This window comes from Christiangramia sp. 3-2217-3z (assembly GCF_051195275.1).
Lineage (GTDB): Bacteria > Bacteroidota > Bacteroidia > Flavobacteriales > Flavobacteriaceae > Christiangramia > Christiangramia marina.
The window spans coordinates 409,672-428,369 of record NZ_JBNJLI010000002.1 but is presented as its reverse complement, the minus strand read 5'-3'; the positions used below and the strand labels follow the sequence as shown (position 1 = coordinate 428,369).

Below are 18,698 nucleotides of genomic sequence, written 5' to 3'. Positions count from 1 at the left end.
TATTCAAGGTAAGAACAAGTCCTCAAGATCAATTTTTGAAAAAAATTGGGCGTAAAAGATTAAACAAAATAGAGAATTGTTAACAGCACAGATAAAATTTAGAAACGCTAAAAGTGGGAATTCAATGATCTATTTTTTCTGAATCTCATCTGCGATCACAGTTAATTCCTGATACCATTCTTCGCCAAATTTTCTAACCAGAGCCTCTTTAAGAAATTTGTAAATGGGCACCTGTAGTTCTGCTCCGAGACTGCAGGCATCATCACAAATCTCCCAGCGATGATAGTTCACTGCAGAAAATGAAGTGTATTCCTGGATTCTAACCGGGTATAAGTGGCAACTAACAGGTTTTTTCCAGTCGATATCGCCCTGGTTGTAAGCTTCTTCAATTCCGCAAAGAGCTATGCCCTTTTCATCAAAGGTCACGTAAGCACAATCTGCATCATTGATTAGCGGAGTTTCAATTTCACCATTTTCGCGTGTGATATATACACCCTGGCGTTCGATAGCTTCTATACCTTCAGGACGAAGATATTGCTTCACTTTGGGATAGATCCTTTCCATGACTTCACGTTCTTCTGGCTCTACCGGAGCACCGGCCTCACCATCTATGCAGCATGCGCCTTTGCACGCAGATAGGTTACACAAAAAATCATTCTTGATGATCTCTTCAGAAACTAAAGTCTTACCTAATTGAAACATGCTGCAAAGATAATTCTATCCTTTTACAGACCTAAAAAAAAGTCTTCCAAAATTTATAGAAAATTAATAATCTCATCGATTGTCAATCAGAAATCTTGAATTACTTTTGCCGCTTATTTTTAAAGATTTAGGTTATGTTTAAAGTATTGGACCTCAAGCAAATATTCACCGCTGGGATGATTCTTTTTGCGGTAATAGATATCGTAGGAAGTATTCCTATCATTATAGGTCTGCGCAAAAAAGTAGGTCACATACAGAGTGAAAAAGCATCGATCGTTGCCGGTTGTCTTATGGTAATCTTTCTCTTCCTGGGTAAAGAGATCCTGAATTTGATTGGAATTGATGTAAACTCATTTGCCGTTGCCGGTTCGTTTATCTTATTTTTCCTGGCTTTGGAAATGATCCTGGGAATTAGTCTATATAAAGATGATGCTCCGGAATCTGCATCTATAGTGCCATTGGCCTTCCCGTTAGTTGCTGGAGCTGGTACGATGACTACCTTGGTCTCTTTGCAGGCAGAATATGAAACAATAAATATCATTGTCGCTATCATATTCAATATTATATTTGTATACCTGGTTCTTAAATCTTCCGGACGTATCGAGAGGATTCTTGGATCTCAGGGTATTAATGTAATTAGAAAAGTCTTTGGTGTGATCTTACTTGCTATCGCCGTGAAGCTTTTCGCCGCAAATATTCAGAATTTATTCTAATGAAGTATTTTATTTATTTCATCATTTTCCTAGCTATTGTATTTATTGGAGTGAGCGTAAGTTCACTTGATCTCAATGCTCTTCTTGAAGGTGATAGTGCAAATGCGCTTATCGTTATTCTTGCAAGTCTTTGTGTGATCATATTGATGTCGATCCTTCTGGTATCCAGAACGATTTCAAGAAAACATGGGTAATTTCCATTATGATGTACTAATTGTTGGGGCTGGAGTAGCAGGAATTTCCTGTGCACTGGTGCTTGGTTCTGCTCTCGAGAAGCCTTACGCTTTAAATCGAAAAGTAGGTATTTTGTTACATCACAGGAACTCTCACCTAAACTCGGCTTTGCTCAATAATGCCTTCGGAATAGCTCCCGGAACCAATGGTAAGGAACTCCTTGAGAAAAGTATCCTGCATTTAGAGAAACTTTATCCAGATGTAGAACTTATTCCGAAGGAGAAAGCAAAAGAGATTTTGGCTCTATCTGAAGGATTTCAGCTCACTACAAACAAAAATGTGTACACTTCAGAAAGGATCGTGATCGCTACTGGTTATACGAGTCCTATGCGAATTGAAGGAGTGGAGGAATATGTCGTTCCGCATAAAAAAGCAAAAGCAGAAAAAAAGCGAATACAGTTACAGAATGTTGATCATCTGGTAACTAAGGGTCTCTATGTAGCTGGAACTTTAGCAGGCTGGCGTAGTCAATATTCAATAGCTGCGGGCAGTGGTGCAGCGGTTGCTACCGATATTCTAACTGAGTGGAATAACGGTGAGCATAGCAAAATCCATGATAAGCTAGCGTAGTAAGAACAGGATCAAACTTATTGGAAGTGTAATTGCGGCAAGGATCATAAGCCCGTGATGCAGATTACGAAAGATGAGTGCTGTTTTAAGCTTACTCTTAAAGCGTTCGTCCTCATTGTTTTTCAAGGCGTCACGCATCAATCCCCTTGAAACATTGGAATGATTCACAAGTATATCTTTTTGTAGAAACAGGGAAGTACTGTTATCTAATAGTCTGAAAGTTACTGCAATTATAAATAGCAGTAACGGGGTAAGCGGCCAGATGGCTGACAGATATTCCAGGAATTCATTCATGAGCGTCCTAAAATATTATTTTTCCATCGACAACTGTATTATTTTCTCGATTAATCGATCATCTTCATTTAAATACCGCTCAAATACATTAGTGCCAAATAGTTGCTGTGCAATTTCAGCCTTTAAATATTTCTTTAAAATAGGCTTACGCTCTGCACTAACATTTCCTAAACCAATGTTCTGATATTTTAGATAGCGATTAAAATCATATATGATCTTATCTGTGATTTGGATCTTTTCGCGGTAATTTTTCCTGGTAATACTGTTGTAAAATGTCCGATCCTTTTCAAGAAGATCGAATATAAATCGGCTCATGTAACCACCTCTTAAAAGTAAGGTGAGCTTTTCCTTCTCCAGGTTCGTATCTTTTGGAACAAATATATCCGGGATGATCCCTCCGCCACCATAAACAACTTTTCCACCGGGAGTGATATAACGCAGACTGTCATTGGTAACGATCGAATCCCGACTACTTAATTCTCCATTTTCATATCTTTCCATATAGTCATTGAAGTAGGACTCGTTTCCATTATCATATGGCTTCTGAATAGATCTTCCTGTAGGAGTGTAATACCTTGCAATAGTAAGTCTTACAGCGCTACCGTCGCCTAGCTCCATTTCTCGTTGTACCAGGCCTTTTCCATAGGAGCGACGCCCAACGATAGTTCCTACATCATTATCCTGCAAGGCTCCGGCTACCACTTCACTGGCGGAAGCTGAATTTTCATTGATAAGGACGAAAACTTTCCCGTTTTCAAATTCACCTTTTCTCTGAGCAAAGGTTTCTTCAATGGAACCACTTTTATTCTTGGTGAATAGAATGAGCTTGTCGTCCTTGATAAATTCGTCGGCTATATTGATCGCTTCAGAAAGATATCCTCCAGGGTTGTCCCTTAGATCTAATGCGATTTGTGTAGCGCCAGCTGCTTTTAATTGCTGTATCGCTTCACTAAACTCTTCATAAGTTGTTTCAGAAAAACGATCGATCTTTATATAGCCCAGCTCTTTGGTAAGCATATAGCTGGCATCAACGCTTTTTATGGGGACAACACCTCTTCTTACATTAAATGTAAGCAACTCGTCGCTTCCTTTCCGAAGAACTTTTAAAGCAACTTTTGAGTTTTCCTTTCCCTTTAGTTGTGCGATGACGGAGTCCTCTGTCACATCACTTTTAAAAAGAGCTTTCCCGTTAGCATATAATATTCGGTCTCCACCGCGAATCCCAATCTTTGCACTGGGGCCACCTTCAAGGGCCTGTATGACAACGATTGTATCGTTCACCTGGTAAAAGCTAACGCCAATTCCAACGAAATCACCTTTCATGTTTTCGCTGACTTTCGCATACTCATCCTTCGGAATATATACCGAATGCGGATCCAGGTTTTCAAGAATTTTATTGACAGTAATATCTACGATGCTATCTGTATTTACATCATCAACATATTCATAATCTATATAGTCGATAAGGCGATTTAATTTCTGCTTTTTTGGATTGGCAGAGAATAATTCATCGCCGGTATCAAAATTAAGTCTCGCACCCAGGACCAATCCCGCAGCACAGGCAATACTTAAAAGTAAAGGGGTATATATTTTATTTCTTTTCTTCAATTTTCTTCCAGTTCAGTGATCTGCTCCAGCTCCACGCCAGCTTTCCGAAGAAAGTCCAGCCCGGCATTGTCTTTATAATCAATTTGATAAACCAGGCGTTTAATCCCGGATTGATGTATAAGCTTACTACAATCTTTGCAAGGTGACATCGTAATGTACAAAGTGGCATCTTTACAGCTCTGCGTGGAACCAGCTACCTTCAGGATCGCGTTTGCTTCAGCGTGCAGGACATACCATTTCGTGTAGCCTTCATCATCTTCACAGAAGTTCTCAAATCCACTTGGGGTTCCGTTGTAGCCATCAGAAATGATCATTCTGTCTTTAACTATTAACGCGCCAACCTGTTTTCTATTACAATGTGATAATTTGCTCCATTCCCGGGCGATACGAAGATATGCCCGATCAAATTTGAGTTGTTTTTGCTGATTCATAAGAATTCAATAGCTCTTTGCAATGCATTATTAATTACCTGCAAATTAAAAGATTATTGCGAAACTTTATGATTCGTAGTGCTTAAATCTACAATGCGAGATAGGTTTCCTGCAGAATTGGTAAAATGACTCCAATCACGATAGAAGCAGTCACAATGATCCAGTCCCTTTTAGAGACTTTTAATAGGTTCTGACAAACAAATCCAATGATCATCACGGCCAGCACTACCAGTATTTGTGCAGCTTCGATTCCAAGCGCGAACTCTACTAATGGCCAGAATTTATTGCTAGTACCGGAAGCGATCATTTTAAAATAGGAAGAAAAACCAAGTCCATGGACGAGTCCGAAAAAGGCAGTTGTAAAATAGAGAAGGTTATAATTTGTATTCCGAACTTTTTTACCGGCAGTGGCAATATCGAAAATTGCCGTAGCGAGAATCGTAACTGGAATTAGAAATTCTACATAATTGGGATCTACTTTAAGGATCTTGTAAACCGAAAGAAACAATGCGAGGGTATGTCCAACTGTAAATAAAGTTACCAGGCCAAGCACTCTTTTCCAGGTCGTAAAACCATAAGATGCTACCAGGACAACTATAAAAAGAACATGGTCATAAGCCTGCCAATCTAAAACGTGATCTAAACCAAGCTCGAAATAAACCCAAAATTGTGACATAAAAACGAAGTTATAGGGCCTCGAAAATACGACTTATTCATAAAATTGCAAAGATGAACCTAAGCCTTTCTGGTGTGGTTCCAGGACTTGAAATATCATCCTTAGGTCTTAGTCGGCTTATGCTAGCTTCTTATATTATAACGACTGAAAGAGTTTATTGCGATACAATGTTCAGGGTTGAATATTATGAAAGCTGTTAATTATCTCAGAAAATAGAAAAGTCTGATTTGAATCTGAAATTCAGGAAGTGATGAAAAATAAAAAAGCCCTGTAAACAGGGCTCTAATCTTAGGAAGTAATATTCTTAGATTTGTGGAACTTCAGAAGTTGCTTCAGGAGTTACAGTAGTATCCATCGCAGTTTCAGAGCTCATCATTTCAGATGTAGTCTCAGAATCCTTATCTAGAGAAGCTTCAGCATCTACCGGAGTTGCTACCGGAGAGATAGGAGTTTCAGTAGAATCTTCTTTCTTGTCTGTACAAGAGATGGTTGCAACCATAAGAGCAAGTGCTAAAGCACCAAAAAATTGTTTTTTCATTTTATGTGATATAATTTAAAATCGGGCGAATGTATGTCAAAATTTAATTGCTTTAACATCGGTAATAAAAATTTTCTGAATATTACAAAACACTAGTAATTAATTAGTTACGAGGTTGATAAAACTAATTGAGTTTTATGTCAAGTTCGGAAGTGTCTTTCTCTATATTTTCTGCAAATTATAAGTTGCGGTTACATTTTTTTTATATTTTTGCCGTCCACAAGCTCGAGTGGCGGAATTGGTAGACGCGCTGGATTCAAAATCCAGTTCTTTCGGGAGTGCGGGTTCGATTCCCGCCTCGAGTACTTTTAACATATCAAATTAAACCAAAACCCTATAAACTGTACTGTTTATAGGGTTTTTCTTTTTTCTTGTATTCATATAATACCATTTAAATACATCTAAAAGGTGTCTAATTCGGGGACACTTGAGGAATTCAATTAGGTGTCCCCGAATGGCTTGTAAGTGTCTGTTAAATAAAGCCTTACAAGGTTTGTTGTATTCTTTTTTTAGCTAGATTTAAGTCAAATTAAAGAGGAAAAAGATGCAAAATTTACTATCTGTAATATTTTATGTGAGGAAAAGTAAGAATGAAACCACTACTCATGCTACCGTATATCTCCGAATTACATTTAATGGGAAGAGGGTGGAACTAAGTACTATGCGCAAAGTTCCCCTTGCAAAATGGAACACCAAAGCTAATAAGGTTAGTGGTACTTCGGCTGAAGCAAAGCAGATTAACCGAAATCTTGATATAATTAAAAATAGGATTTATGAAATCTACCAGAAGTTATTAGATAACGATGAAGATATTTCTATCTCAAGAATAAAAGAAGAATACCTCGGTAACAACAGTAAACATAAATCCATCATTGAGATGTTCGAAGAACATAATATGAGGATGGCTAAGCTGGTTGGTAAAGATTACTCTTTCCGAACACTTCAAAGATATAAAACCACCAAAAAGCACCTGTGTGCTTTTATTAATTCAAATTTTAAATTGGAAGATTATCCGGTTAAGGATATTGATGTGAAATTCATCAATGCTTTTATCTACTATCTAAAAACTGCACTTGATCTTTCGCATAATTCAGCCTTGAAATATCTTTCATACTTTAAAAAGATAGTGAGAGTGGCTTATACAAATGGCTGGCTGGAGAAAGATCCTTTCTATAATTTTAAAATGAAGGTCGAGAGGATCGACCGGGAGTTTTTGACTAAAGAAGAAATCATTAAAATAATGGAGAAGGAATTCACTATTCCAAGAATGGAACACGTGAGGGATATTTTTATTTTCTCCTGTTATACCGGGCTCGCTTATATAGATGTTTTTAAACTAACTGAAGATGATATTGTAAAGGGGATTGATGGTAACCAGTGGATTAAACTAAAAAGGACGAAGACTAAATCCCTAAGCAGTATTCCTATACTTCCAGTTGCAGAAAACATTATAGAGAAATATAAAGATATCGAAAATCCAACGGGTAAACTCCTCCCAGTTTATACCAACCAACGAATGAACAGTTATTTAAAAGAAATAGCTGATAGCTGTGACATCAAAAAAAACCTAACTTTTCATATGGCCAGGCATACTTTTGCGACCACGGTGACCCTTTCCAATGGGGTGCCGATAGAATCAGTGAGTAAGATGTTGGGACATCGCTCTTTAAAAACTACCCAACATTATGCTAAGATCCTGGATGAGAAACTTAGTGAGGATATGAACCTCTTAAAAGCACGAATTTTAGCAAATGATCAAGAGGAAAAGTAAAAAATCAATATTTGGTGAATATGATCACCAAAAAACATAATATTTGGTGAATAGGATAGCCAGCGTAATTAAATTTCTATCGTCAATTATCTCCACATTAGACCTTTTTTATTGTTTTTCCATATTTATTGAAAAAACAACAAAATTCAAAACCAATCATTTGATACCATTTAATACATAGAAACCACTTAATATAAATTTCAACGTATCAAATTACATTATTCTCAATCGAATTATATTTTATTGAATATAATTTAAGTATAATCGATTTTTAGTATATTTAATTGATGATTTGTCAGTATGTGTTTAAACTGATTTTGCATCCAGATTAAGATGAAAACTGAAATTGAATATATAAGAGTAGGTACTCAATATTACAAACTTGTAGAGGCTCCTACGATAAACGGGAATGTAAACGAAATTCTAGTTTCCTGGAATATTGAAACCATTCGGCAGGACCATGGGAAAACATTCCTCGCCAGCATTCCGAAATTTGACGGATTTACCTGTATTCCAAGTCATCTAAATTTTCAATCTACCTATCATAATTTTTATAATACTTATTCTCCGCTTGGCCATCATATAATGGAAGGGTGCTGTCCCAAATCTCTGGATTTTATAAAACATATTTTTGGGGAGCATTATGAGTTAGGTTTGGATTATCTGCAATTATTATACACTAAACCCACACAAATACTTCCCATTTTGTGCCTTGTATCCCGGGAAAGATCGACAGGTAAAAGCACATTTTTAAAGTGGCTCAAACAGATCTTTGAAAATAACCTGACCTATCTTACCAATGATAGTTTTAGCAGCCAGTTTAATGCTGATTGGGCCAATAAACTCCTGATCTGTATTGATGAAGTGCTTTTTAATAAAGAAGAACTGACCGAGCGTATTAAATATTTAAGCACTACTAATTTTAATAAGTTAGAGGCAAAAGGTAAAGACAAGCGAGAAGTAGAATTCTTTGGGAAGTTTATCCTTTGTAGTAATAATGAAGAGAATTTCATCAAAATAGACCATCACGAAACCCGGTTCTGGGTCTTAAAAGTGCCCTCGGTAAGAAAAGAACATACCGGATTTTTAGAAGCCCTGGAAAAAGAGATCCCGGCATTTCTACACTTTCTTCAACACCGTTCTTTACATAGCACCCATCAAACCCGAATGTGGTTTACCCCTAAACAGATTGAAACTCCGGCTCTTTTCAAATTGTTTCAGAATAACCGAAACCGGGTGGAGAAAGAGCTGGCCAGCATTTTACTAATGGTCATGGAAGAGCATGATCTTACGGAAATACATTTATGCCCCATGGATGCTTTGAATGCGCTGAGTAAAACAAGGCTTAGGATAGATTTGACCCAGATCAGGAAAATCCTAAAGCAGGATTGGAAACTTGAAAATACATCCAACTCGAACCGCTATGAAAAGTTTACGCTGTGGGAAAACGGCAGCTCCAACCTATCCACTACTAAAGGACGCTATTTCACTATAAATAAAACTTTTATCCTGGATCATTTTGAAGATCAGCATGCAGACTGAATCAGAGAAATAAAGGAGTAAATGATGAATTGATGACAAAGTGATGACACGGAAACTCCTGGTTTTTCGGGAGCTTTCGTCAGTTGGCATCGTTTCATCATTTTTTTGGCTACTGCTGAGAAAATAAGACTAATTATTTCTTCTTTTTTTGATGAATGATGACAGAATCTTATTAGATCAGTAATAGTAAGGCTTAAGGCTGTCATCGTTTTGTCATCAAAGTGTCATCAAAAATAAAAGTGATGCCGAAAATCGAGAAAATAAGGAAACATTCAAATAAGCATATTTTAAGTTAGATAAAATGCTGATGAAAGAAAAAATGAATTTACCTAGACTCACCTGCGAAAGAGCCCGTAGTATTTGCATCATGGAAACACTCGCAAAACTAGGACACTTTCCAAGCAGGATAGCGGAGAAAGAAGCCTGGTTTCTGAGTCCCCTACGGTCAGAAACGCAGGCCTCTTTCAAAGTTTCTCTGATTTTGAACCGATGGTATGACCATGGAATAGGAACGGGCGGAAACGGGCTGGACTTGATTGTAGCAATACAAAAGTGTTCGGTTAAAGAAGCTTTGGAATTTTTAAGCAATAAACAAGATTCTTTTTCTTTTCAACAGCCGATTTTAAAAAAGAACACAGCTTCAAAAATTGAAGTTTTTGAAGTGAAGCCAATACAACATCCGGGAATGATTCAATATTTAGAGTCCAGGGGAATTTCCCTTTTAACAGCAGAACAATATTGTGAGGAAGTCTGGTATGAATTTAAAGGAAAGCAGTATTTCGCTTTAGGTTTACAAAACAATGCTGAGGGATGGGAACTGCGAAACAAATATTTCAAAGGATCCAGTTCACCAAAAACGTATACCTATTTAGAGACTAATTCAGATCACTTGATTCTTTTGGAAGGTATGTTTGATTTATTATCCCTGGCTGAATTATTTCCTGATGAACTTATAAATTCAGATATCGCTATTTTAAACTCTTTAGCTTTTTTACAGCGAATCACTCCTCATTTTAAAAATTACAAGGAAGTTCATCTGTACCTGGACAATGACCTGCCTGGAAATAAAAATAGAAAAAAGCTACTTCAGGATTATAAAAACACCAAAGATAGAAGTGAGCTATTTCAAGGTTATAAAGACCTGAATGAGAAGCTGATTTTAACTGGAAAAACAAGAAAAGAATTAAATAAATGATATAGTATCAAAAAAGTAAATGCCCCAGGGGAGATTTCATTTGGGAGGGCAAAGCAAGATGTGTCATTGTCATGACAATCTTGCTTTGCGCCCGGAGGTTGCAAAGATTTATAGAAAAAAATGAAACGGGAATACATCCAGATACGCTGCTCAATCTACGAGAAAAAGCTACTCAAAAAAAGAGCAGCCAGGGCGGGAATTTCCCTTTCAGAATATCTTAGGGCTACTGCTTTTAAGATCAATATTGTCGAACGCATTACTCCGGAGCAATTGGAATCTTATCAGTTATTGGTTCAATATAAAAACAACTTTAGCCGGATCAGTAATATGTTTAAAAAAAGTAATCCCAAACTATCGAAGGAAGTGCAGCAATTAGCTGAAGAAATCAGAACTCATTTAAAAAACTTCAAAAAATGATCGGGAAAGGACACGCCATAGCTAGTACCGGAGCCTCCATTGATTATGGATGGAATCAGGAAAAGGAGGCCGAAGTGGTATTCAAAGAATATCTTGCCGGAGAAACCCCGCAAGAGATCACCGAAGAATTTAAGATCATCCAGTCGCAAAATGAGCGATGTACCCAAAATACACTCAGTTTTATACTAAGTCCTACCGTTAAAGATGGTCAGAAAATGAGTAAAACGCAACTAAAAGAGATCACGAGCAGATTTCTTAAAGAAATGGAATTAAAAAACAGGCAGGCTATTGCTTTTGTGCACCGGGATAAGGCACACACACATGTGCATGTATATGTGAATAGGATTGGTTTTGATGGGAAAGCTTATAATGACAGTTTTATTGGAAAGCGCAGCCAGATCGCCGCGGATAATGTGGCCAAGGAAATGGGTCTTACCAGGGTTAAGGATGTACAACAGGAAAAATTAAAAGAATTGAACTGGCAGCGTCAAGCAATCAGGCATATTAATAACCGAGTACTGGAAACTAGACCGAAGTCTTTGGATGAATATATCAATAAGATGAAGTCGTGTAATATACAGGTGATTCCTTCTATAAATAAATCAAATCAGTTGCAGGGGTTTCGGTTTGAATATAAAGGAGCTAATCTGAAAGGAAGTGAGGTACACCGATCAATGACGGGTGGGAAACTAATAGCAGAAATCAGCCAAAATGCGAAAGGTATTGGAATGAAAGAAATTTCAACTGGTTTAAAACTGATGAATAAGACCGTACAACTTAGTACCAATATGGCCAGTAAAATTGCTAAGGATCTAATAAAAAAGGTGATTAAAAGGGGGCTGGACACCGGCATGGGGTATTAAATTTTATAAGCTATGAAAAAACTAGATGAAATCATGGAACTAATGGCCGATGAGATGGCCGATTTTAAAACTTCGATTTTAAAACTGCAATTAATTTCGAAACAGTTGTTCGATCTGAGTATTCCAATCAGTACTGAGGCGATCGAAAAGCACCTGAACATTTTTCTGGAAAAACAAGAGGCTGAAAATCAATTAAAGGATGATATACTTAAAAGTATTGATAAGAAGCTGGAGCATGCCTTTATCTTGCCCAATTATATACTCATCATCTTCGGAATACTGGGAATATTGATGTTGGGGCTTTTGGGATATTTTGGATATACCACCCAAGCAGCAAAAGAGGAGAAATTTGAAGTGTACCAGATGATAATGAATTCAGAGAATCGGTATCAAGAATATTTTTCAGAATACCCGGAACTCAAAGAAGGTTATTACCAGTGGCTGGAAGGAAAAAACTAGTATTTATCATGACAGTTTACACTGATGGATAGTAGCCACTATTTACAGTAAATGTTTAGACAAGGCTTGTAAAATGCCGATTTTTTATTGTAAAATACGAACCATAATCAGTTTGCGCCCTATGCTGTTTTTACTATATGCCCATCAGGAATAAATCTTCTAAGGTCCGGGTATCTTTTACTTTCATTTTGAAAATAAATGCTTATTTTCACTAAAGCAAAAGGCAGTTCCTTTGAATAATTTTTTTATGCATGTTGAGAAAACTGTAAAATTATATCAGATTTTTCAATTGAATATATAAAGCCTTGTACAACATTTGTCAATTAATATTCACGAAAAAAAGAATGACAACTTTAGATAATATAAAAAACCGATTGATTGATAGAATATTGGTGACCAAGAACGAACAGTTATTAAAAGCAATCGATACAATATTTAATTCAACACAGAAAGAGGAAAAACTAACACTCAACTCTCATCAGATTGAAATGTTGATGATGAGTGAAAATGATATTGAAAAAGAAAACCTCATTTCTGAATCTGACTTAAAACGAGCAGACTCTAAATGGATGAATTGACTTTATTTTGGACTCACACAGCTAAACGCCAAAGAGACCGTGTATTCGACTATTGGAATAAACGAAATAAAAGTACTAATTATTCAAAAAAACTCAGTATTTCAATTAATAAAAGTACACAATTATTAAAAGCCCAACCAGAAATAGGAAAAGAAACAGATTTCGAAGAAACTAAAACCATATCCATGGGACACTACTCTATTTTCTATAAAATAGATCGGCCGGAATTAATTATAACAGGTTTTTGGGATAATCGAGATAATCTGAAAAAATTATTGGAATTTCTTCAAAATAAATAAAACCTACTAGTAACATTAAATAGCATTTGTCATGACAATCTATGTTGCGGCAAATCACCTTATTTTTACAGTAAATGCCTTACAAAGCCGTGTAAAAGCGTAATTTTTACTGTAAATTTATGAATCATAAGTAGCCTGCGCCCTCTGCTGTTTTTACTTCACGTTTAACTTTCCGTACACTATAAAAACAGCACAGGATCCACGCGCAAGGTTAGTTATGGGAGAAATGGGGCTTAATTTCAACTAATTTCAAACCTAATTAGATATGAAAGTATCAAAAAACCAAAATGCAATTCTAGGAAAAGTATTTATAGAAGGCTGGAAATTCTTGTATTGCTCTTGCTTAAATCTACATTTATTCTTTGGTTAATGCAAAATATCGCAAAAATTTGCACTAGCAACTGTAGTATTGCAAGTAAACAAGATTTTTTGCAAAAGAAATATAACCTATTGCAATTTATTTCTTTTGGCTACTGCTGTTTTCTCTTTAATGAAATACTTTAAGAATTGTATTTTTAACTAGGATTCACAGGGAACCTCCTTTAAAGATATTGGTAAAAGACGATCTGAAGCCGAAAATTTAAAATTCTATAGCGAAAAGCTACCATAGTTATTATTGAACCATACGATCAAGATTGAGGCTTTTATGCTTTTCCGTTTTGGAGAGTGAAAAGTATTATCTTATTTTGTGGTATTAATTTCTCCTTAATAGAATACCCTACTGCGGGAAATTGAATTTTTTAAACCAATCGCAGTATGCCCTGGTATGTAATACGTACAAAACCACAACATGAAGTAAAATCTGCTCAGTTTCTGGAGAAATTAGGTGTAGAAGTATTCTGTCCCGTGATAACTGAAGTACGACAATGGAGCGACCGGAAGAAGAAGGTTACGGTACCATTATTCAAATCTTATGTCTTTGCTAACTTGCTGGAGAAAGATCGCAATATGGTGTTTCAAGCACCTGGTGTTTTAAGTTTCCTGAATTGGTTGCAAAAACCGGCTATCGCTAAAGATGAAGAAATTGACGCAATTAAATCCTGGTTAAAAAATGATAGGCTGGATAATATTAAAGTAAATAGACTGCAGCCCGGTGATGAGGTAGAGATCAAATCAGGGAAACTAGCCAATAAAAAGGCGGTGATCAAAGAAGTTGGAAATAAGAAACTCAAACTTATTCTTACTGATTTGGGCTGGACGCTTACAGCAAATATTCAGGATTTGGTTTAAGCTTTTAGGTGGAACTATTGAGTGTTACTTCTTTTAAGGTGATTTTTTAAGATTTGATGTTGTTTATACGGCTACAATTAAAATCAAAGAGAGGATATTAAATTTTCAGGTTGGTATATAGTTTGTTGTGGTGTATACTTTGTAAATGAATTTTCTATTCCACAAAAGAACCGAAGAATCTTACTAACTAACTAAATTCTTTAATATTAACTTTTAATTAATATTAAAGACAACTATTTTGTGGTGTTCCATTAAATTATTAATGTTAACCACACATATTTGTTTTAATTAGGTTAATTGTTAAAAAAGTAAAGTTAAAAATTTAACAAGTTTAATTTTTGCTAACTCCTATAACCATTTATCTTTGCCGGCTTAAATAAACCTGAACTTTTAAACCCTACTTATGTGATTCATTTCGTCCTGAAATGAATTTATTTTTCTCAGGTTTTATTTTAAATTTTTTACGGGAGTCACATTATGTGATTCACGGCGGCGAAGCCTTATTTATTTTTCAATTATTCAATTTAAAAGATGATCAACGAACAACCGAGAATTGCGGTTATTGGCCTGGGGTATGTAGGTTTGCCTTTAGCCCGACTATTTGCCACTAAATATCCTGTAATAGGATTTGATATCAACTTGGAAAGGGTTAACGAGCTTCGAAAAGGGCATGATGCAACCCTAGAGGTGGAAGATGAAGTATTGAGGAAAGTATTGTTAGCTAATTATCCATTTGTATCTAAGCCATCTTTACATTTGCAATTAAGTGATACAGATTTAAACGATTTTGAATCTGAAGATCAGGAAAACAATACTGAAATTAAAACCGGATTGTACTGTTCTTCTGACCTGAGAGATATTACCGACTGTAATTACTACATAATTACCGTACCCACACCAATAGATAAAAATAACCGACCAGATCTTACTCCGCTTTACAAGAGTAGTGAGTCGGTAGCCAAGGTATTAAAAAAGGGTGATACAGTGATCTATGAATCTACCGTTTATCCTGGAGTGACCGAGGATGAATGCGTCCCGGTACTGGAACGAGTAAGCGGGATGAAATTCAACGAAGATTTCTTTGTGGGTTATTCTCCAGAACGAATTAACCCGGGAGACAAGGAACATACCGTAGAAACGATCCTTAAGGTTACTGCAGGTTCAACTCCTGAAGTTGGAAAGAAAGTAGATGAGCTTTATAAATCTGTGATCACAGCGGGAACCCATTTAGCCTCGACTATTAAGGTAGCAGAAGCTGCTAAGGTGATAGAAAACTCGCAACGTGATATCAATATTGCATTCGTAAACGAATTGGCGAAGATCTTCAACAAAATGGGCATCGATACCAATGATGTTTTGGAAGCTGCAGGAACAAAGTGGAATTTTTTACCATTTAAACCGGGACTTGTTGGTGGACATTGTATTGGCGTAGATCCTTATTATCTGGCGCAAAAAGCACAGGAACTTGGTTACCACCCAGAGATTATTCTTGCGGGGAGAAGGATGAACGATTCTATGGGGGAATATGTAGCTACTGAAGTCATCAAGCTGATGCTGCAAAACGAACTTAAAGTAAAAGGTGCCAACATTTTGGTATTGGGAATCACTTTTAAAGAAAATTGCCCCGATGTAAGAAATACCAAAGTGGTTGATGTAGTTAGAGAACTACAATCTTATGGCACCAACATTACTATTTACGATCCGCTGGCAAATCCTGCAGAGGTGGAACATGAATACGGACTAAAAACTACCAATAAACTACCTGAACAAAAGTTTGACGCGGTTGTTTTGACCGTGGCTCATAAGGAATTTCTAAAGATGGAACTTGACAGTTTTAAAAATGAGAAGTCGGTGGTGTACGATGTGAAAGGGATCTTAGGAAGTAAAGCAGATAACAAATTATGATAATGGAAGATAAATATTTTACCCATCCTACTGCCGTAATTGATGAAGGTTGTGAGATTGCTGAAGGAGTGAAGATTTGGCATTTTTCACACATCATGCCAAATTGTAAAATTGGGGAACGTTGTAATATTGGTCAGAACGTTGTTGTTTTTCCAAAAGTAATTTTGGGTGAGAATGTTAAGATTCAAAATAACGTATCCATCTATACCGGAGTAATTTGTGAAGACGATGTTTTTCTTGGTCCTTCAATGGTTTTCACTAACGTAATTAACCCCAGAAGTGCAGTGAATAGAAGAGGGGAATATACTAGAACTACCGTTAAAAAGGGAGCTTCCATAGGCGCTAATGCAACAGTTGTTTGTGGGAAAGATGTTGGTAGATATGCTTTCATAGGGGCAGGTGCTGTTGTCACTAAATCTATCGCAGATTATGCTCTGGTTGTAGGTAACCCTGCAAAACAAATTGGGTGGGTAAGCGAATATGGTCATAAGCTTCAATTTAATGATCAAGGGATGGCAGTGTGTCCAGAAACTAATCAGAAATACAAATTAGAAAACGCTAAAGTTTTTAGAATTGATGAATAAAACAGGTACCATCGATTTTGCCAATTTGAAATTGGCATATACCGATCATAAAGATGAGATCAACGCATCTATTGCCAATGTATTGGATAACGCCAATTATATAATGGGTGAGCCGGTACAGGTATTAGAAGAAAAATTACAAAAGTTTACAGGAGCTAAATACGCCATTTCCTGTGCGTCGGGCACAGATGCGTTATTGCTTGCTCTTATGGCAATAGATATCCAGCCAGAAGACGAGGTAATCACTACGCCATTTACATTTATAGCAACTGCTGAAACCATTGCTTTTTTAAAAGCTAAACCAGTTTTCGTAGATATTGAAGAGACTTCTTATAACATCGATCCTGCAAAAATAGAGGAGAAAATCACTTCCCGCACCAAAGCCATTATGCCTGTATCCATTTTTGGACAAACAGCAGATATGGATGCGATAAATGCAATTGCAGAAAAACATAATCTAATTGTTATTGAAGATGCAGCGCAGAGTTTTGGCGCAACTTATAAAGGAAAAAGAAGTTGCAATCTTAGCACTTTTGCCTGTACCAGTTTTTTTCCGGCAAAACCATTAGGATGTTTTGGAGACGGAGGAGCAGTTTTTACCAGTGATAAGAAATTTGCAGAAAAGATGAAGAGCCTTCGCCTTCACGGTCAAACTGAACGCTATCACCATAAGTATATTGGGATGGGAGGAAGGATGGACACCATTCAGGCTGCTGTTCTTAATGTTAAGATGAATTATTACCAGGTTGATATTGAAAACCGCCAGAGAGTAGCTGAAACCTATTCTGAATTGTTAAACGAGGTGGTTGTAACTCCTACCATAAAACCGGAAAATACATCAGTTTGGGCTCAGTACTCTATCAGGGTTCAACATCGCGAAACCATTGCAGCAAAACTGAAGGATGTTGGGGTGCCAACAGCAATTCATTACCCTAAGCCATTACATCTTCAGGAGTGCTTCGAATATCTTGATTATGGCGCAGGAGATTTTCCAATTGCAGAAAAAATCTCAGATGAAATATTAAGCCTTCCGATGAATCCGTATCTGAAAAAGGAAGAAATAGAATATATAACTAGTCAATTTAAAACCGAATTATTATGAAAAATTTCGCTCTTATAGGTGCCTCAGGCTATATAGCTCCGAGACATCTAAAAGCAATAAAGGATACTAATAACCTTCTATTGGCTGCACTTGACAGGTTTGATAGTGTGGGCGTTATGGATAGCTATTTTCCTGAAGCCGATTTTTTTGTAGAGCCGGAACGCTTTGACAGGCATATTGAGAAGTTGAAGCTTGAGAAGAATATTTCTCCAGATTATTTTAGTATTTGTACACCAAATTATCTGCATGATTCTCACATTAGAATGGCATTGAGAAGAGGTGCAGATGCTATTTGTGAAAAACCTTTGGTCTTAAATCCATGGAATCTTGATGCCTTAAAAAACATGGAGCAGGAAACCGGACAACGAGTTTGGAATATCTTGCAATTGAGATTACACCAGAGTATAATTGATCTGAAGAGAAAGGTGGAAGCAGCTCCTGCTAATAAGATTTTTGATGTAGATCTTACTTACCTTACTTCTCGTGGAAATTGGTATTATACGTCCTGGAAAGGTGATAAGGATAAATCAGGAGGTATAGCCACAAATATTGGGGTGCACTTCTTTGATATGTTGGGATATATCTTTGGAAAGCTGAAAAGAAATGATGTGCATGTTCATATTCACGACAGGGCAGCAGGTTATTTGGAGTTCGAAAGAGCAAGGGTAAGGTGGTTTTTATCTATTAATTTTGATGTGCTTCCGGAAGAGATAAAATTAAATGGCCAAAGGACCTTTAGATCTATAACTATTGAAGGCGAGGAGCTGGAATTTAGTGGTGGTTTTACAGATCTTCACACCAGGGTCTATCAAGGGGTTTTAGATGGAGAAGGTTATGGTTTGGAAGATGCACGGCAGGCAATAGAGATCGTGCATGATATAAGAAATGCAAAGGTTATAGGGTTAAAAGGAGATTATCATCCATTTGCCGGAAAAGAATTGGCGGAGCATCCTTTTTTGAAAGATGCTAAAGCGTTTTATGAATAGA

General features: G+C 36.7%; 22 protein-coding genes and 1 tRNA gene. 17 read left to right on the top strand and 6 right to left on the bottom strand.

Annotation, left to right across the window (positions count from 1 at the left end):
* Positions 1 to 129: 129 nt before the first annotated feature.
* A complete protein-coding gene (locus ACSHZO_RS05395; protein WP_298245905.1) occupies positions 130 to 702 on the bottom strand; it encodes a DUF3109 family protein in 573 nt (190 codons plus the stop codon).
* Between the two features lie 134 nt (positions 703 to 836).
* Between ACSHZO_RS05395 and ACSHZO_RS05390 the strand changes: the two genes are divergently transcribed.
* From ACSHZO_RS05390 to ACSHZO_RS05380, 3 genes are read left to right on the top strand one after another with little or no spacing between them, the layout of a single operon-like run.
* Positions 837 to 1,415, top strand: a complete 579-nt coding sequence (locus ACSHZO_RS05390) for a MarC family protein (RefSeq protein WP_295180113.1) — start codon at positions 837 to 839, stop codon at positions 1,413 to 1,415.
* Complete coding sequence (locus ACSHZO_RS05385) at positions 1,415 to 1,609, top strand: hypothetical protein (protein ID WP_295180115.1); 195 nt, start codon at positions 1,415 to 1,417, stop codon at positions 1,607 to 1,609. Before ACSHZO_RS05390 ends, ACSHZO_RS05385 begins: the two co-directional genes overlap by 1 nt.
* Complete coding sequence (locus ACSHZO_RS05380) at positions 1,602 to 2,219, top strand: FAD-dependent oxidoreductase (protein WP_298245906.1); 618 nt, start codon at positions 1,602 to 1,604, stop codon at positions 2,217 to 2,219. The genes ACSHZO_RS05385 and ACSHZO_RS05380 overlap by 8 nt, the downstream gene beginning before the upstream one ends.
* Here ACSHZO_RS05380 and ACSHZO_RS05375 read toward each other — a convergent pair.
* The 5 genes from ACSHZO_RS05375 to ACSHZO_RS05355 all read right to left on the bottom strand — a co-directional run bounded on the left by ACSHZO_RS05375 (position 2,211) and on the right by ACSHZO_RS05355 (position 5,766).
* A complete protein-coding gene (locus ACSHZO_RS05375) occupies positions 2,211 to 2,513 on the bottom strand; it encodes a hypothetical protein (RefSeq protein WP_298245907.1) in 303 nt (100 codons plus the stop codon). The genes ACSHZO_RS05380 and ACSHZO_RS05375 overlap by 9 nt on opposite strands.
* A gap of 15 nt (positions 2,514 to 2,528) precedes the next feature.
* On the bottom strand, positions 2,529 to 4,121 hold the full coding sequence (locus ACSHZO_RS05370; protein WP_298245908.1) for a S41 family peptidase: 1,593 nt from the start codon (positions 4,119 to 4,121) through the stop codon (positions 2,529 to 2,531).
* Positions 4,118 to 4,552 carry a deoxycytidylate deaminase gene (locus tag ACSHZO_RS05365; RefSeq protein WP_141876213.1) on the bottom strand — a complete coding sequence of 145 codons (435 nt, stop codon included), beginning with the start codon at positions 4,550 to 4,552 and terminating at the stop codon, positions 4,118 to 4,120. Before ACSHZO_RS05365 ends, ACSHZO_RS05370 begins: the two co-directional genes overlap by 4 nt.
* An 88-nt stretch (positions 4,553 to 4,640) precedes the next feature.
* Positions 4,641 to 5,228: a HupE/UreJ family protein gene (locus ACSHZO_RS05360; protein WP_295180122.1), complete on the bottom strand. Its 588-nt coding sequence runs from the start codon at positions 5,226 to 5,228 to the stop codon at positions 4,641 to 4,643.
* Between the two features lie 304 nt (positions 5,229 to 5,532).
* A complete protein-coding gene (locus ACSHZO_RS05355; protein WP_298245909.1) occupies positions 5,533 to 5,766 on the bottom strand; it encodes a hypothetical protein in 234 nt (77 codons plus the stop codon).
* A 223-nt stretch (positions 5,767 to 5,989) separates the two neighbouring features.
* Between ACSHZO_RS05355 and ACSHZO_RS05350 the strand changes: the two genes are divergently transcribed.
* From ACSHZO_RS05350 to ACSHZO_RS05285, 14 genes are all read left to right on the top strand, one after another.
* Positions 5,990 to 6,071, top strand: a tRNA-Leu gene (locus tag ACSHZO_RS05350).
* Positions 6,072 to 6,310: 239 nt separating this feature from the next.
* Positions 6,311 to 7,537, top strand: coding sequence for a site-specific integrase (locus ACSHZO_RS05345; protein ID WP_298245910.1), 1,227 nt, complete (start codon positions 6,311 to 6,313; stop codon positions 7,535 to 7,537).
* Between the two features lie 333 nt (positions 7,538 to 7,870).
* A complete protein-coding gene (locus ACSHZO_RS05340; RefSeq protein ID WP_298245911.1) occupies positions 7,871 to 9,079 on the top strand; it encodes a primase-helicase family protein in 1,209 nt (402 codons plus the stop codon).
* Positions 9,080 to 9,398: 319 nt separating this feature from the next.
* Positions 9,399 to 10,274 carry a toprim domain-containing protein gene (locus tag ACSHZO_RS05335; RefSeq protein WP_298245912.1) on the top strand — a complete coding sequence of 292 codons (876 nt, stop codon included), beginning with the start codon at positions 9,399 to 9,401 and terminating at the stop codon, positions 10,272 to 10,274.
* A 120-nt stretch (positions 10,275 to 10,394) separates the two neighbouring features.
* Entirely contained in the window at positions 10,395 to 10,691 is a 297-nt protein-coding gene (gene mbpA, locus ACSHZO_RS05330) for a mobilization protein MbpA (RefSeq protein ID WP_298245913.1), read from the top strand.
* Positions 10,688 to 11,554 (top strand): relaxase/mobilization nuclease domain-containing protein, encoded by an 867-nt coding sequence (locus tag ACSHZO_RS05325; RefSeq protein ID WP_298245914.1) that lies wholly within the window; start codon positions 10,688 to 10,690, stop codon positions 11,552 to 11,554. The genes mbpA and ACSHZO_RS05325 overlap by 4 nt, the downstream gene beginning before the upstream one ends.
* Positions 11,555 to 11,566: 12 nt before the next feature.
* On the top strand, positions 11,567 to 12,013 hold the full coding sequence (locus ACSHZO_RS05320; RefSeq protein WP_298245915.1) for a DUF6730 family protein: 447 nt from the start codon (positions 11,567 to 11,569) through the stop codon (positions 12,011 to 12,013).
* 344 nt (positions 12,014 to 12,357) lie between these two features.
* The gene (locus ACSHZO_RS05315; RefSeq protein WP_298245916.1) at positions 12,358 to 12,591 is read left to right on the top strand and encodes a hypothetical protein; all 234 of its coding nucleotides are present in this window, start codon (positions 12,358 to 12,360) and stop codon (positions 12,589 to 12,591) included.
* The gene (locus ACSHZO_RS05310) at positions 12,579 to 12,890 is read left to right on the top strand and encodes a type II toxin-antitoxin system RelE/ParE family toxin (protein ID WP_298245917.1); all 312 of its coding nucleotides are present in this window, start codon (positions 12,579 to 12,581) and stop codon (positions 12,888 to 12,890) included. Before ACSHZO_RS05315 ends, ACSHZO_RS05310 begins: the two co-directional genes overlap by 13 nt.
* A 756-nt stretch (positions 12,891 to 13,646) precedes the next feature.
* The gene (locus ACSHZO_RS05305; protein ID WP_298245918.1) at positions 13,647 to 14,120 is read left to right on the top strand and encodes a UpxY family transcription antiterminator; all 474 of its coding nucleotides are present in this window, start codon (positions 13,647 to 13,649) and stop codon (positions 14,118 to 14,120) included.
* A gap of 531 nt (positions 14,121 to 14,651) precedes the next feature.
* The gene (locus tag ACSHZO_RS05300) at positions 14,652 to 16,025 is read left to right on the top strand and encodes a nucleotide sugar dehydrogenase (RefSeq protein ID WP_298245919.1); all 1,374 of its coding nucleotides are present in this window, start codon (positions 14,652 to 14,654) and stop codon (positions 16,023 to 16,025) included.
* 2 nt (positions 16,026 to 16,027) lie between these two features.
* Positions 16,028 to 16,609: an acyltransferase gene (locus ACSHZO_RS05295; RefSeq protein ID WP_298245920.1), complete on the top strand. Its 582-nt coding sequence runs from the start codon at positions 16,028 to 16,030 to the stop codon at positions 16,607 to 16,609.
* A complete protein-coding gene (locus tag ACSHZO_RS05290; RefSeq protein WP_298245921.1) occupies positions 16,602 to 17,711 on the top strand; it encodes a DegT/DnrJ/EryC1/StrS family aminotransferase in 1,110 nt (369 codons plus the stop codon). The genes ACSHZO_RS05295 and ACSHZO_RS05290 overlap by 8 nt, the downstream gene beginning before the upstream one ends.
* A complete protein-coding gene (locus ACSHZO_RS05285; protein ID WP_298245922.1) occupies positions 17,708 to 18,697 on the top strand; it encodes a Gfo/Idh/MocA family protein in 990 nt (329 codons plus the stop codon). The genes ACSHZO_RS05290 and ACSHZO_RS05285 overlap by 4 nt, the downstream gene beginning before the upstream one ends.
* Position 18,698 lies beyond the last annotated feature (1 nt).

Bases quoted from the DNA above. Each gene is read 5' to 3' on its own strand.
- ACSHZO_RS05380 (WP_298245906.1), top strand. From the start codon at position 1,602: ATGGGTAATTTCCATTATGATGTACTAATTGTTGGGGCTGGAGTAGCA.
- ACSHZO_RS05395 (WP_298245905.1), bottom strand. From the start codon at position 702: ATGTTTCAATTAGGTAAGACTTTAGTTTCTGAAGAGATCATCAAGAAT.
- ACSHZO_RS05325 (WP_298245914.1), top strand. From the start codon at position 10,688: ATGATCGGGAAAGGACACGCCATAGCTAGTACCGGAGCCTCCATTGAT.
- ACSHZO_RS05335 (WP_298245912.1), top strand. From the start codon at position 9,399: ATGAATTTACCTAGACTCACCTGCGAAAGAGCCCGTAGTATTTGCATC.
- ACSHZO_RS05365 (WP_141876213.1), bottom strand. From the start codon at position 4,552: ATGAATCAGCAAAAACAACTCAAATTTGATCGGGCATATCTTCGTATC.
- ACSHZO_RS05285 (WP_298245922.1), top strand. From the start codon at position 17,708: ATGAAAAATTTCGCTCTTATAGGTGCCTCAGGCTATATAGCTCCGAGA.
- ACSHZO_RS05315 (WP_298245916.1), top strand. From the start codon at position 12,358: ATGACAACTTTAGATAATATAAAAAACCGATTGATTGATAGAATATTG.
- ACSHZO_RS05320 (WP_298245915.1), top strand. From the start codon at position 11,567: ATGAAAAAACTAGATGAAATCATGGAACTAATGGCCGATGAGATGGCC.
- ACSHZO_RS05360 (WP_295180122.1), bottom strand. From the start codon at position 5,228: ATGTCACAATTTTGGGTTTATTTCGAGCTTGGTTTAGATCACGTTTTA.
- ACSHZO_RS05345 (WP_298245910.1), top strand. From the start codon at position 6,311: ATGCAAAATTTACTATCTGTAATATTTTATGTGAGGAAAAGTAAGAAT.
- ACSHZO_RS05355 (WP_298245909.1), bottom strand. From the start codon at position 5,766: ATGAAAAAACAATTTTTTGGTGCTTTAGCACTTGCTCTTATGGTTGCA.
- ACSHZO_RS05340 (WP_298245911.1), top strand. From the start codon at position 7,871: ATGAAAACTGAAATTGAATATATAAGAGTAGGTACTCAATATTACAAA.
- mbpA (WP_298245913.1), top strand. From the start codon at position 10,395: ATGAAACGGGAATACATCCAGATACGCTGCTCAATCTACGAGAAAAAG.
- ACSHZO_RS05310 (WP_298245917.1), top strand. From the start codon at position 12,579: ATGGATGAATTGACTTTATTTTGGACTCACACAGCTAAACGCCAAAGA.
- ACSHZO_RS05295 (WP_298245920.1), top strand. From the start codon at position 16,028: ATGGAAGATAAATATTTTACCCATCCTACTGCCGTAATTGATGAAGGT.
- ACSHZO_RS05390 (WP_295180113.1), top strand. From the start codon at position 837: ATGTTTAAAGTATTGGACCTCAAGCAAATATTCACCGCTGGGATGATT.
- ACSHZO_RS05375 (WP_298245907.1), bottom strand. From the start codon at position 2,513: ATGAATGAATTCCTGGAATATCTGTCAGCCATCTGGCCGCTTACCCCG.
- ACSHZO_RS05385 (WP_295180115.1), top strand. From the start codon at position 1,415: ATGAAGTATTTTATTTATTTCATCATTTTCCTAGCTATTGTATTTATT.
- ACSHZO_RS05290 (WP_298245921.1), top strand. From the start codon at position 16,602: ATGAATAAAACAGGTACCATCGATTTTGCCAATTTGAAATTGGCATAT.
- ACSHZO_RS05300 (WP_298245919.1), top strand. From the start codon at position 14,652: ATGATCAACGAACAACCGAGAATTGCGGTTATTGGCCTGGGGTATGTA.
- ACSHZO_RS05305 (WP_298245918.1), top strand. From the start codon at position 13,647: ATGCCCTGGTATGTAATACGTACAAAACCACAACATGAAGTAAAATCT.